This window comes from Eubacterium sp. OM08-24 (assembly GCF_003438075.1).
In the GTDB taxonomy this organism is placed as follows: domain Bacteria; phylum Bacillota; class Clostridia; order Oscillospirales; family Acutalibacteraceae; genus Ruminococcoides.
In genome coordinates this window covers 627,108-639,494 of record NZ_QSTA01000001.1, presented here as the reverse complement: position 1 = coordinate 639,494, position 12,387 = coordinate 627,108, and the positions used below count along the sequence as shown (strand labels likewise).

General features: G+C 35.5%; 17 protein-coding genes. 3 read left to right on the top strand and 14 right to left on the bottom strand.

The annotated features are described in order from the left end of the window. The first annotated feature begins 42 nt into the window (after nt 1–42). Nucleotides 43–849: a recombinase family protein gene (locus DXC23_RS12605; protein WP_242997392.1), complete on the top strand. Its 807-nt coding sequence runs from the start codon at nt 43–45 to the stop codon at nt 847–849. Beyond that, nucleotides 850–1,536: a zinc ribbon domain-containing protein gene (locus DXC23_RS12600; protein ID WP_347474781.1), complete on the top strand. Its 687-nt coding sequence runs from the start codon at nt 850–852 to the stop codon at nt 1,534–1,536. 227 nt (nt 1,537–1,763) lie between these two features. Here DXC23_RS12600 and DXC23_RS03165 read toward each other — a convergent pair whose 3' ends face one another. The 13 genes from DXC23_RS03165 to DXC23_RS03110 all read right to left on the bottom strand — a co-directional run bounded on the left by DXC23_RS03165 (nt 1,764) and on the right by DXC23_RS03110 (nt 9,843). Next, nucleotides 1,764–3,404, bottom strand: coding sequence for a recombinase family protein (locus DXC23_RS03165; RefSeq protein WP_117704728.1), 1,641 nt, complete (start codon nt 3,402–3,404; stop codon nt 1,764–1,766). A gap of 110 nt (nt 3,405–3,514) precedes the next feature. Then, nucleotides 3,515–3,676, bottom strand: coding sequence for a hypothetical protein (locus tag DXC23_RS12370; RefSeq protein WP_022234621.1), 162 nt, complete (start codon nt 3,674–3,676; stop codon nt 3,515–3,517). A gap of 191 nt (nt 3,677–3,867) precedes the next feature. Then, on the bottom strand, nt 3,868–4,206 hold the full coding sequence (locus DXC23_RS03160) for a hypothetical protein (protein WP_022234622.1): 339 nt from the start codon (nt 4,204–4,206) through the stop codon (nt 3,868–3,870). Nucleotides 4,207–4,208: 2 nt separating this feature from the next. After that, nucleotides 4,209–4,760 carry a hypothetical protein gene (locus DXC23_RS03155; RefSeq protein WP_117704727.1) on the bottom strand — a complete coding sequence of 184 codons (552 nt, stop codon included), beginning with the start codon at nt 4,758–4,760 and terminating at the stop codon, nt 4,209–4,211. A 16-nt stretch (nt 4,761–4,776) separates the two neighbouring features. After that, on the bottom strand, nt 4,777–5,013 hold the full coding sequence (locus DXC23_RS03150; protein WP_117704726.1) for a hypothetical protein: 237 nt from the start codon (nt 5,011–5,013) through the stop codon (nt 4,777–4,779). After that, the gene (locus DXC23_RS03145) at nt 5,013–6,068 is read right to left on the bottom strand and encodes a DUF927 domain-containing protein (RefSeq protein WP_147329120.1); all 1,056 of its coding nucleotides are present in this window, start codon (nt 6,066–6,068) and stop codon (nt 5,013–5,015) included. Before DXC23_RS03145 ends, DXC23_RS03150 begins: the two co-directional genes overlap by 1 nt. Nucleotides 6,069–6,413: 345 nt before the next feature. After that, nucleotides 6,414–6,791: a DUF1643 domain-containing protein gene (locus DXC23_RS03140; RefSeq protein ID WP_117704724.1), complete on the bottom strand. Its 378-nt coding sequence runs from the start codon at nt 6,789–6,791 to the stop codon at nt 6,414–6,416. Further along, complete coding sequence (locus DXC23_RS03135) at nt 6,769–7,116, bottom strand: hypothetical protein (RefSeq protein ID WP_117704723.1); 348 nt, start codon at nt 7,114–7,116, stop codon at nt 6,769–6,771. Before DXC23_RS03135 ends, DXC23_RS03140 begins: the two co-directional genes overlap by 23 nt. A 128-nt stretch (nt 7,117–7,244) precedes the next feature. Next, nucleotides 7,245–7,484, bottom strand: coding sequence for a hypothetical protein (locus DXC23_RS12310; protein ID WP_147329119.1), 240 nt, complete (start codon nt 7,482–7,484; stop codon nt 7,245–7,247). Nucleotides 7,485–7,585: 101 nt separating this feature from the next. Beyond that, nucleotides 7,586–7,903 (bottom strand): zinc-ribbon domain-containing protein, encoded by a 318-nt coding sequence (locus DXC23_RS03125; protein ID WP_022234628.1) that lies wholly within the window; start codon nt 7,901–7,903, stop codon nt 7,586–7,588. Nucleotides 7,904–7,924: 21 nt separating this feature from the next. Next, nucleotides 7,925–8,809: an SHOCT domain-containing protein gene (locus DXC23_RS12595; protein WP_242997390.1), complete on the bottom strand. Its 885-nt coding sequence runs from the start codon at nt 8,807–8,809 to the stop codon at nt 7,925–7,927. A gap of 17 nt (nt 8,810–8,826) precedes the next feature. Next, nucleotides 8,827–9,531, bottom strand: coding sequence for a hypothetical protein (locus DXC23_RS03115; protein WP_117704721.1), 705 nt, complete (start codon nt 9,529–9,531; stop codon nt 8,827–8,829). A 12-nt stretch (nt 9,532–9,543) separates the two neighbouring features. Further along, entirely contained in the window at nt 9,544–9,843 is a 300-nt protein-coding gene (locus DXC23_RS03110) for a Mor transcription activator family protein (protein WP_022234631.1), read from the bottom strand. A 920-nt stretch (nt 9,844–10,763) separates the two neighbouring features. Here DXC23_RS03110 and DXC23_RS03105 point away from each other — a divergent pair. Next, nucleotides 10,764–10,943 (top strand): hypothetical protein, encoded by a 180-nt coding sequence (locus tag DXC23_RS03105; RefSeq protein WP_199523037.1) that lies wholly within the window; start codon nt 10,764–10,766, stop codon nt 10,941–10,943. Between the two features lie 392 nt (nt 10,944–11,335). Here DXC23_RS03105 and DXC23_RS03100 read toward each other — a convergent pair whose 3' ends face one another. Then, entirely contained in the window at nt 11,336–12,190 is an 855-nt protein-coding gene (locus tag DXC23_RS03100; protein WP_117704720.1) for an AraC family transcriptional regulator, read from the bottom strand. Between the last annotated feature and the right edge of the window lie 197 nt (nt 12,191–12,387).

Here is a 12,387-nt window from a genome sequence, read left to right as displayed (position 1 = left end):
GGAGGATTATAATTATGTATAGAAAGAATTGGAGGCTCACAGATGAATGTTGTAATATACGCCCGCTTTTCCAGCCACAGCCAGACGGAGCAGTCCATTGAGGGACAGCTCAAGGTGTGCTATGAATATGCGGAGTCGAATCATTATACCGTTGTCGGAGAATATATTGACCGGGCCATCAGCGGCACCACGGACAACCGTGCCGAATTTCAGCGGATGATCTCCGACAGCGACAGGCACACCTTTGAGGGCGTTTTGGTATATCAGCTGGACCGTTTTGCCCGCAACCGCTATGACAGTGCCATCAACAAGGCGAAACTGAAAAAGAACGGTGTCCGGGTGCTGTCTGCCAAGGAGAATATTGCGGACGACGCTTCCGACATCTTGGTGGAGGGCGTTCTGGAAAGTATGGCGGAATACTACTCCGTGGAGCTTTCTCAGAAGATCCATCGGGGTATGGCTATCAATGCCGAAAAGTGCTTGTCCAACGGCAGCAACCCCGGCTTGGGCTTCAAGGTCGATGCCGAACGGCGGTTCTATGTGGATGAAGAGGAAGACGCCATTGTCCCTGAGATTTATGAGCGCTACGCCAGCGGCGAGACGAAAGCGGAGATCATTCGGGATCTGAAACGACGCAGGGTCAAAACCTCCCTCGGCAAAGAATTCAGCCCCAACAGCCTAAGCCGCCTGCTCAGCAACAAGCGTTATATCGGTGTCTATCTTTACAAAGGAAAGGAAACACCCGGCGGGATGCCTCGCATTCTGGATGATGACCTATTTTACCGGGTGCAATCGATGATGAACAAAAACAAAAGTGCGCCGACCCGAACTCACGGCGAGGGCGAATAACTGCTGACCACAAAGCTGTTCTGCGGACACTGCAAGGAAATGATGGTGGGCTACGGCGGCACCAGCAAGACCGGCAGGCAATATCACTACTATATGTGCAAAAACGCCCGCAGGAAAAAGTGCGGCAAGAAGATCGTCAGCAAGTCCTATATAGAGGACCGTGTGGTCAACGAGTGTTTGAAAATGCTGACCGAGGAGAAAATCCGCTTCATTGCCAAGAAAGTGGCTGAGGAGTGCACCAAAAGCCCGGATAACCTGACCGCCAAGGCGCTGAAAAAGGCGATCCGAGAGGCGGATACGGCCATTGAGAATCTCTGGAAAGCCATTGAGCAGGGGCAGGCCGTGGAGATGCTGACGGATCGACTCAACAAGCGCATGGCGGAAAAGGCGCAGCTCGCCATCGAGGAAAACAAGAAGATCACGCTGACGGAGGCACAGATTCTGGCGTTTCTGGACTATGTCTGCGAGATGCCCGCCGACGATGTGAACAAGCGCCGAGCTATCATCAATATCTTTGTTCATTCCATCTATCTGTATGACGACCACTTTACCCTCATCATCAACGCCAGCAAAAAGCCGTTGAGCATTGACAATATCCCGCTGGATGATATAGAAACGGCATTTGAAGGCGAAACCGGAGCTTCGGAGGGGTGTTCATCCTTGAGCACCCCTGCTCCACCATTATAGTCACGATTGCATATGCAGTCGTGACTTTTTTATTATATGATTATTCCAATATTTATGCAGTTTTTAAGGCAAAACAAGAATCATTTATGAAGTATAAAACAACACAATATAAATTATGCAACCGTACACAGAATAACTCACCACATATAAAAATTTCCCATTCCAATCGCATTTTTAGTATTGTGAGTATGTATACGGTCAGTCGCCACCAAATAAGTCCCTTTTTTCTATGCTCCTTTTCTATGTTCCGTTTCGGACTTATTCAGTTTTTCTATGTTCCATTGCTCAAAATCGACCTTTTCGCAGACATAATCAAAAAGATATTTTCTCTTTATAGTTTCAGTATGAACAAAAAAATAATCCCCATCAGTATTACCTGATGGGGACATTGATACTTTAAAATGAACCTGCACATTTTCATTTGAAATGTCAATTCTGTCTATATATTGCGAAAGAACAAATTTTGTTCTTATTATATTCTTAGGGTTGTAAAAGTAATCCTTTAAATGATTTATTTGTTCTCTGACTTCATCTTCCGTTATTACTCTGTCAATTTTTTGCTTTTCATACTTATGAATGAACTCGGAAGTCTTTTTGATTTGTTCTTCATATTCCTTGATTTTGTCGGACATTATGTCATTTATACCTGTTTTTGCTATTGCTTCAACAAGATTATTCCTGCTCTTTTCAAGAATTTTTAAGGTTGATTTTGCTTCGTTGTATTCCAAATCCGATATACAGGATTTGTTGTATTGCTCATTGAGTTGCTTTGTTATTACTTTTATATTATCATCATTAAAGAAGAATTCAACAAACTTATCAATAACAAAGCTGTCAAGATATTCGAACCTTATTTCTTTTGATTCGCATTTTCTTTTATTCTTCTTGGAACTACATCTATATACCAGATTTGTGTTGTTTTTGTTGTAGCGAACATTTCCGTGAAATTTACCTCCACATTCTCCGCAATGTATAAGACCTGTTAGCAGATATGTATTTTTGGCATTTGTATAACTGCTTCGAGTTGCTTTTTTAACTGCATTTGCTCTGTGCCATAAGCCAGATGAAACTATTGCAGGACAGCCGTTTTCAATCCTTATTATTTCTTCTTCAGGCTTTCTTCTGTGATTGTTCCTTTTATTCAGGCTGTTTGCTGAACAACTGCGGTTGAAGATGTATGTACCTTTGTATTTTTCATTTCTCAGTATTTCATACAGACTGTTTTTGACAAAAGGCAATCCTTTTTTAGTTTTGTATCCGAGAATATTCAGCTTGTCTATTGTTTCTCCATAGCCGTATCCTTCGGCAGACATTTCAAATATCAATCGAACTGCTTCGGCTTCCTTTTCATTTATGACAAGCTTAAGGTCTTTGTCAACATCATATCCTAAAGGTGGTCTGCCACCAGTAAATTTGCATTGATAAGCATTTTCTTTCAGTCCTTTCATTACTTCTCTCGCAAGATTTTCATTGTAGAACTGATTGACCGAACCCATTATATGATACAATAAATGACTTTCGGGATTATCTTCAAAACGCTCATTAACAAATATGACTTGCACACCGTATTCTTCAAGAATTTTTTTATATTGAATACTGTCACTCAAATTTCTTGAAAATCTGTCTGTTTTATGTACCAATACCGCCTTAAATTCAGGGTTGTTCTTTGCGTCATTTATCATTTTCTGAAATGCAGGTCTGTTGACTGTTTTTGCTGATTTTGCTTCATCACAATACCAATCAATGACTTCCATATTGTTTCTTTTGGCATACATCATCATATATCTTTTTTGAGCTGTTATAGATTCTTCTCGTTGCATTGAAGAAGAAAATCGTGCATATCCGACTGCTTTTATTGTTTCTTCCATATATACCACTCCTATAAGAATAATTCTTCATTTTAATAATATGTATTTATAATTTAATAAAGTGCAGTCACTGAAAAGCAACTGCACAGATGATTTTCAAAGTTTATATTTTAATCTATATTAAGCATTTCGATGAGGACATCTATTATTACATTATAGAAATCCGAAGAAATGCGGTTGTCTGTATGTTCAGCTTTATCTATACTCTTGTCGTAATCCTGTTTAAGCAGAAGATTGCGGGGTATACTGCAACACACTAATGATTCTTTCATATTAAAACCTCCTAATATTATGTATATCAAGAGATTAAAATAGAGTAAAACTCTATATGCTTGGCTTGTGTATCCCAGATTACACAACTCTTATGCCAAACCACTAATAACCATTTATCTAATAAAATCTGATGATTATTTTTTGCAGATAATACTGCAAGCAGGGATTTTTTATTTAATTTTTTAAAATATTATTCTTTATCGGAAATAACTTTTATTGCTGTTATTTTTGAAAAAGATTTGTTGCCGTATTTTCTTTGACTTACAGAAAATTCAATTTTTTTGCCGAGTACATTATCACTGCAAAAACAGTTATTATCATCTACATACTCACAACAGAAGTTATTTAAAACTATATCCATATTAGAGAACATACAGTTAAAATAGCCGTTTTCTATTGAATCTACCTTTATTGTGAACCAGCAGTTACGGCAATCGGGACTGAAATATATATCGTCAAGAATACCTGTGTAGGTACCGTCATCAATATATTCATATTTTTTCTTTGGTATAAAATCAAAAGTTGGCATAATCATTCACCTCCAAGACATTCTTCTATATTTTGTACTTCATCATCTGACAGAAAGTCTTTATTATCGGAGTTTTCTATTTTGTCAAAGTACATTTCTTCATAAGCATTGTGAAGTGACATCATCTTGTCATTAAACTGAAATTTGAAAATATATACTTTCAGGTCAATGATTTCTATGATTTTCTCTCTTGCGACAAGTCTGTCTTTTTCTGCAATGAGTACACCTGTTGCTCTCAGATTTTTAAGTCTTTTGCGGAAATCAACTATTCCGTTATTCTTCATCATTTGCTCAAAGTAGTTTTTAGCTACGCATATTTCATAGTGATTGTCGCTTGCACTAAGTCTTACCAGTCCGACATAACCACTATTGAGCAAGTCATAGTCAATCGCTTCCGCTTTTCTTTTACCAAATACTTTTAAAGCAAACGGATAATTCATTTTGTATTTTCTGATATTCTTTACAAAATCTTCGTGAACTATTGTCAATAACTCATCTTCTGGTGTTTGAGCAGATTCTATTGCATTTGTCAGATTCAAGGAATAATTTATCATATCAGATATTTCAATATTAAAATTGAATAATTCTTTTGCATATTCTGTCTGTCAATCTTTTCTTTTGTTCATAAGCAGCTAAAGTACTATCGGTCAAAATATTTGAGCCTTTGACTTGTAATTTCTCATCAAGTTCTTTGCTGTTCTTTATGAGCATATCTTTATATTTCTGATAGTCGGCTTCGATTATTTCTTGACCTTTGTTAACAAGCATTTGTAAATACTCATTACCTGCAGCACCATAGTTTTGCATTACAACATTCTTAATATTGTCTGAATTTTGAGCATTTTTTGTAAGAGTATCTTCAATCTGAAATACACGGTTTTTATTCCGTCCATAGATTTCTCGCTTATAAAGCTTATTTCTGATGTAGTGAATATCACAGAAGAAAATTCTTTGACATCTTGAAGTGAAGCATCACCGTTTAGTCTTAGCTTACTTCTGACTAAACAAAAGCTATATAAAACTCTTTCAAGGTTAGATATTGTAGAAGCACCGAGTTCATCAAATACTACACTAAGACCATTTATTTGACTTAAAAACTCTTGCAGTGCATTTTCTGTTACGTTAAAGCTTATTGCCACACCTTTATTCAGCACAGGGGAAGAATAAATACTTGCACAAAGCATTGCGGTTGTACTTTTTCCTTTGCTTGAACTGTTGCAAAGACAGAATAGTACAGAACCAAAATCGTGTGTATAATTCAACATTGAAAGCAATGGGGAAGAGAAAGAAGCCATTAAAAGATAGGTCATTGGAATATTTCCGCATACTTCATTTTGAATCATATTGCACCACTCGTCTAATGTACCTTTATGGTTCAGACAAAGACTGCCGTTGTATATGTATTCTTTACTTAGTTGTTCATTGGCAATTAGATGGTTATATCTGAATACAAGATTATTGTCAATTTTATCCCAGCCAAGCTTAGAGTAGCCATATACAATTTCAGCTTTCATATCGGTATTCATAAGATACTTGTTTACTTCATCAATATCGGTTTCATTGAATCTAACACCATATGAAAAGAGTGTTTTTAAACCAAACTTTGACAGAGATTCACCGTCAAGTTTTACAGTATCAATTTCAATACCGTTGTGGTATTCATATTCAATCTTTATTTGTTTTGTACCTATATCAATAATTTTTCGCAATATCTTGCAATAGGTCATTATGTATCGGATTTCGTAAGAATATTTATTCTTCTTAACAACACCGATGAAGTTATTTTCCTTATCGACAATGTAATGTGATTTTGTTATACTGATAATTTTCTGAAAAATCCTGACAGAGGCTGTTTTTGACAAAAAAATAAAAAATAGGTTTTGTGCAAATCGACGGACATTTTGCCAATCAAAATTCCCAGGAAGAAAAAAGATGTTTTCGGAACGAACCGAAAAAGGAGAGAAAATTTCGGAAGATTTTTCGCTTTGAAAAACCTCCTCAAAAATCTTCTTCTCCGAAATCCCGTTTTTTCAAGCAATGCATACTTGCACACAAAGAGAAAATCTCAAGGCAAAGCAATCATCTTTTCCACTCCAATTTCTGAATATTCCAACGATGTGCCAAAGGGGAAAGAGGGTGTGAGAACATCAGTCCTTTTGAGTCAATGATTGTATAGAGTTTGTCTTTGTAATGTTCATTCAATGCACTCAAAAAGTTCTTTTTTCTTCTTCGTGACTTGTATTTCTGCCGTATGCCACAATTATTGTATCGGCATTTTCGCACTCTCTCATCACAATAGAAGTGTTTGTCTTGTCAATCTTTGGTGCTTCATTATTAATACTTGAAAATACATTAACTATTGAAACTGAACCAAAATCATTCTTTATTGCTTCGTTACTAACAAGCATTGTTGTTTGGTTTAAAGTCAATTCATCTGCTGATGAGGGAAATGTCATTATTATTGCAAACGACTTTTTATTGCTGTCCCATTCTGCTTTCAATAAATAGCGGTCTTTTCTGTTTTTGGAAAAGACCGCTGTTGTTTTTACTGTGCTGTTTGTTTCAATTGTGTTCGCCATACTCATTGTTCAATACTCCTTTTCTGAAATAGTCAGCTTTGCCGACAATGTTTATTGCCCTGTCATTGTCAAGAACAATACATCCGTCAAGAAAATCATTGCCTATCAAGTCAATCCATTCAAATCTGCTTTCTGTTATTTTTGAGGATAAACCAAAACTTTTGTAATCGTCAAAGTCTTTTTCATTTTCAACATAAAAAATACCTCCGACCGTTTCAAGCGAACAGTCAGAGGTTTGTATCAGAAGATTTGTGAGAAGATTTTTAATATATTCTGCAATGTAACAGTCCTTGATTTTTGATACATCATCAGGTGTTAATATTTCAATCATTTTCTTTTACTCAGCTTTGTTCCTGTGCAGAGAAGTGTAATAGCAGTTCCTGCACCTGTTGCAAACATTTCTACCGCTACTTTTGTTGTAAGTGCCATAATAAGTCCAAACATATTTTTTCCTCCAAATTAATTTTTGATGATGAGTTTTTCTGTTGCAAGTACAACTGTTGTTGTCACAGCAAATCCAAGTACAAACCATAATGCTTCCATTGTTCTGCTCCTTTCTTGTTTTTTATATAAAAATGCACCCACCAATAAATTGGCGAGTACATAAAAAACTATTAAATTAAAGATTATGCCTTTTCTGATGTTTACTGCAAGATTGCCAAACAGCTTTAATAAAGCCAGTTTGATTGCATTTAGCACGCTCTTTTGGGTCACATATTATGAAATTAGGTGTATCAACTTCAACACTGCGACCTCTCCAATATTCACAGGTAACACATTGTTTGGCATTGCGTGATACCTTACTTGTCATTTATATTCACCTCTTGTAAATGTTCTTTGCCGCAATTTGTGCAGAATCTTGCTTCTGTTGGATTCTCCGTTCCACAGTAGTTACAATTCCATTTTGTTGTATCAACACTACTTAAGCTACGGTCAATATCTTTCTTAAAGAAAAGTCTGAATAACCATGCAATAAAGAATATAGCTGCAATAATTATACATCCATCACAAGTATAGAATAACATTGGCATTTTAAGAAAATAATACAGTCCAAAGCTAATACCTGCAATTATAAGAAAGAATACCATTAATTTTATAAAGACAAAACCGTTTTTCATATGTACTTACCTCATTTTATATTACATTTTATTTAATAATTCTTGCTTTTTTATATTGAATTCTTCGTCAGTCAAAATTCCCGATTCTTTCATATCAAAAAGCTTTTTAATCAATTCCATTATTTTTTCTGGATTTTCTTTTTCTGCATTTGTTTGATTTATGGGAAGATTTGATTGAGATACGCTTGATGTGTAGCTATTACTGTCAGTTGCATTCATTGATATGTAATTAATGTTACTTTGTGGTGTTGAAGACTCATTAATAATACTTGTATTTCTTTGCGAATCATTTGAACTGCTTTTTGCATTTTCTGTAGATGAATTTGTTTTGCTTTTAGCTATATTTGCAATCTTTTGTAAATTTATTTCAGGTGCATTTTCGTCAGAAGTGCCATTATTTACTGCGTCAAAAACTTTATTTCCTTTGAGATTGAAAAACTGTATAGCTGATAAAATAACTATTCCGATAAAGAATATGAGCATAAGCCAAAAACCTAATAAATAGTTGGTTTTCATTTCTACTGATACTGAACCTCCTGTCATTTGACCTACTGCTTCACCACCTGCATTTGCACCAGCAGATATATTACCTGATACTAAAAACATCATTACAATACCAACAACAGATAAAGCAAGTGATACAATCTTTTTATATTTTTGAAGTTGTGGTAAGTAATTAGCAATAAGTATAGCAATAGGGCAGACAATAAGTAGTATTCCTAAGAATCCACCATCCGTAATTATTTGAAACCCATTTAATACAGTACTTTCTTCTGCTTCTCCCATACCTCCTGCATTTGCTGAAGCTCCTATTGAAACAAAAGGAAATAGCAGAGATATGATAATTGTACCGCATAATATGCCTGTAAGATTTTTTATGATTGTATTAGAATTTATTTTGTCCATTTATATTCTCCTTTTTATTAATTAAATTCATTAGCTAAAAGATTGGTGTCATAAGGACTTGATTCAGTTAATTTAACACCGTCAATATCAGGATAAGCACCTGATGTATAATCGTTAATAATGATATTTTCATTAATTCTTCCATTATTAAGTTCGACTTCTGCAAAACAATATGAGCCTTGTTTTGCCCAAAATGTTTTTAAAGAACCCTCATAAGATTCATAAAAAACTCTACTGCTATTAATTGTACCTACATAGTAAAGTCCCTTATTATCATCGTAAGTATAAAAATCGTAATGAAGTTTTGATAAATTATCTCCAATGCTAATAATAAGTTCTGATATACCGTCGTGATTAACATCATAAATGTAATAGCCTTCTATTTCGTTTGAATTAATTGTTTCAAGATAGGCTTGATATACATCTTCTTTATTGATTTCGGCTTTGGTGGTAGGTTGAACAGTTGTTACTTCTATTGTTGTAGGAGCAACTTTTGTAGGCTCTGCAGTAGTCGGCACTATTGTTGTCGGAACTACAGTGGTATTCTGCATAGTTGTTTGTACTTGAGTAGTTGCAATTTGTGTAGTATGTATTTCATCTGGTGTACTATTTTTGCTTTTAGGGTAATTTTGATATATACCATATCCAAGCACACCGAAAATTACTAATGCTATGATAATCAAAATAACGATACTACTTTTATTTTTTGTGTTATCTGGCATAAAATCACCTCTTTAATCAGACTTTTGCTTGTCAATGTGTTCTTTTAAAATTTGTCGTACCCATTTTTCACTGTATCCGTATTTAGTAGCAAGCTGTTTGATATTATATCCGTTGTATTCATCAACAATTTGCTTTTTTAAAAATTCTTTACTAAATAGTTGCACAGGAAAAGTGATTTGCTGACCTCTGTATGCTGAATGTATTTTCAAGACTGCTTCAATACCTAACAGATTAGCAAGTTCACTATATGCTCCGTTTAGATATTCACACTTAATATTACTTACATCCATTTCAAATATCACTCCTTGCATTTCGACATCTCCTCTCAAATTATATTATAATGCTATGGAATAGTATAGAGTTATACTGACCTTGTCTTGTTCCTTGTAAAATTCCCCAAATAGGGAAAAAGCTTGCTGTTATTAAATTAAAGTAAATCAGTACTATTGGAATATTTATTTAATTTTACCAAATCTATATATTTTTAAAATTCTTTGTACTTTATATAAATCATTGTAAGAGTACATCAATATAAAAACGACTCGGCAACAAAAACCTTATTGCAAGCCAAAACACCGCAACACGCATAAAGCGTGTAGTGTTGTGTTTTACAGTTTTAACTGTCTTGCAATATTGTTTTTGTTGCCGAGATTGGATAGTAGTATAGAGTATGATTTATAGCATTTATATAAAGCATTTACTTTATACACTAAGAAATCTTATTTTTATTCCTTAAAAGAAAATGTTTTAAGAGTGTGAGTTTTTCCGTGTCCGAATCATCTCCACCACCTAAGTCACGATTGCATATGCATTCGTGACTTTTTTTAAAGTGCTTGTATTCAAGCCTTTTCTGACTTCTTACACACGAATACAAATGACAACACCTCGGCAGATTGACTTTCTGCCGAGGTGTTTTTGCGTTCATAATGACTTTTGAATATAATTATTTAAAAGTATTCGTGTGAAAGATGGGTATTTGTGTGAAAGATAGGTAATCGTGTGGAAGATGATTTTGCTATAAAAGTTTATGCAAATCTATCAACCTTTACGAAAGATCTGCCTTTCATTATACGCGATGTCGGTAAGGAAAACCGAAAGTCTGAACACATGGTGCACCTTGCTCGGACTTAGATTTATTTAGAACGGTTATGCAGATCCTGATAAAGGCGTTCAGCAATATAGGTGTCTTCCTTACACATCAAAAACCACGAATACCACAAGCTCATTCAAGGTGCAGATTTCAATTTCAGATTTGAATATCCGCAAAGGCCACGGCGCAAACTATGCCGCAACAGGCAAGGGAGTCTTTACCGTTGTTGAAACAAAACAAGGCACAGGCTCTGCAAAAGTCTGGGGCAAACTGAAATCCGGTGCAGGCTGGGTTGCGCTTGACTACGCAACAAAAATTTAACTGAATATATTTAAATCATTTATGCCCGTCGGAGATTGATTTCTCCAACGGGCATTTTTTTTGTTTGCCCGTAATGGGCAGTGACTTGGTGGTGAAAGTCCACTTCAGGCTTGGCAGTAGGAACTGTTAGATGAGGGCAAGTGTGTCCATCGGGAGGTGGAGTATGAAGTAAACCTAATGCAAACTCTCGGTCTAATGAACAGAAATCACATATAAGGCATATGCAGAGCAGACGAGCTTGCCACACAAAGCAAAGTTTAATACTGTCCGAACTCTGCGGCGTAAACGTGGCAGAAGTATGAGAGGATGATTACACCAATTCGGTGAAAATATTATAAAAGACTGCCAACGAGATTTTATGTTCAGCGGTGTCTGAACTATGCTTTGTTTAATTAATCAGAGCTGTATTTATCACGCCATTGACGGGGTGAAATGCCGTATGTGTTTTTAAATGCTCTGGAGAAGTGGAGCGGGTCGTTATATCCCACAGCACAGCTTATTTCTCCGATTGAAAGTTGGGAGTGTTCCAAAAGCTCGGTTGCCTTAGTCATTCGGAAGCGCATAAGAAATTCCTGCGGTGTTTTTCCGAATTCTTCTTTAAACTTCTTTCCAAAATAGTTTCTGTTAAGTCCGCAGTTTTCAGCAATGTCTTCAACAGTAATATCTTTTTGATAATTCAGCTCAATAAAATTGATTGCTTCACTGATATAATAATGACTCGAATTATTCTTTCTTTTGTTTTGCGATTGGCTTGTTACTGCAGAGCGAGTCAGGTAATCAAGAAACAAATAAAGATGCCCCATAAGATGCAGAGGAGCAGCTTCCTTGTGCTCAATAATGTAAATCATTTCGTCTAATGCGAGTTCACGCAACTCAATTGATAACGGATGGTATATAGGCTTGTCCTGCGATAATCCGGTTGCATTGATAGCAGCTTTTGCCTGAAATCCGTCAAATTCCAGCCAGATATATTCCCAAGGCTCGTCGTTATCGGCTATATATGTAGATACCTGACCCGGGAAGAGCATAAAGCCTTCGTTGGCATTTATTTTATAGACATCGGTTGTGCCTGATGAATTATTTGCATACAGAGTGCCCTTACCTGATATTACGAAATGAAAAAGATAGTGGTTTCTTGCAGCCGGACCAAAGGAATAGCCGCCCTTGCAGATCTCTCTGCCAAACTGTATTAGGGTAAGATCCATATAATTATTCTGTGGAAATACCTTAAATTCAAAATGTTGCATATGATTTATTAACCTCGTTATATTTTATTTATGCTAAATATACCATAAAATATGCCAAAATGCAACTTATATATTATAAAAACGGACATAATTGCAGATTTTTTACATAATTATGTTGCAATTTGATATTTACCGTATGCGAAAAAATTGGTACAATTTATACAAAAGATACAGATTAATATGAAAATTAAAGGAGG

Bases quoted from the DNA above. Each gene is read 5' to 3' on its own strand.
- DXC23_RS12605 (WP_242997392.1), top strand. From the start codon at position 43: ATGAATGTTGTAATATACGCCCGCTTTTCCAGCCACAGCCAGACGGAG.
- DXC23_RS03165 (WP_117704728.1), bottom strand. From the start codon at position 3,404: ATGGAAGAAACAATAAAAGCAGTCGGATATGCACGATTTTCTTCTTCA.
- DXC23_RS12370 (WP_022234621.1), bottom strand. From the start codon at position 3,676: ATGAAAGAATCATTAGTGTGTTGCAGTATACCCCGCAATCTTCTGCTT.
- DXC23_RS03160 (WP_022234622.1), bottom strand. From the start codon at position 4,206: ATGCCAACTTTTGATTTTATACCAAAGAAAAAATATGAATATATTGAT.
- DXC23_RS03155 (WP_117704727.1), bottom strand. From the start codon at position 4,760: ATGATAAATTATTCCTTGAATCTGACAAATGCAATAGAATCTGCTCAA.
- DXC23_RS03150 (WP_117704726.1), bottom strand. From the start codon at position 5,013: ATGCAAAACTATGGTGCTGCAGGTAATGAGTATTTACAAATGCTTGTT.
- DXC23_RS03140 (WP_117704724.1), bottom strand. From the start codon at position 6,791: ATGAGTATGGCGAACACAATTGAAACAAACAGCACAGTAAAAACAACA.
- DXC23_RS03135 (WP_117704723.1), bottom strand. From the start codon at position 7,116: ATGATTGAAATATTAACACCTGATGATGTATCAAAAATCAAGGACTGT.
- DXC23_RS03125 (WP_022234628.1), bottom strand. From the start codon at position 7,903: ATGAAAAACGGTTTTGTCTTTATAAAATTAATGGTATTCTTTCTTATA.
- DXC23_RS12595 (WP_242997390.1), bottom strand. From the start codon at position 8,809: ATGGACAAAATAAATTCTAATACAATCATAAAAAATCTTACAGGCATA.
- DXC23_RS03115 (WP_117704721.1), bottom strand. From the start codon at position 9,531: ATGCCAGATAACACAAAAAATAAAAGTAGTATCGTTATTTTGATTATC.
- DXC23_RS03110 (WP_022234631.1), bottom strand. From the start codon at position 9,843: ATGCAAGGAGTGATATTTGAAATGGATGTAAGTAATATTAAGTGTGAA.
- DXC23_RS03100 (WP_117704720.1), bottom strand. From the start codon at position 12,190: ATGCAACATTTTGAATTTAAGGTATTTCCACAGAATAATTATATGGAT.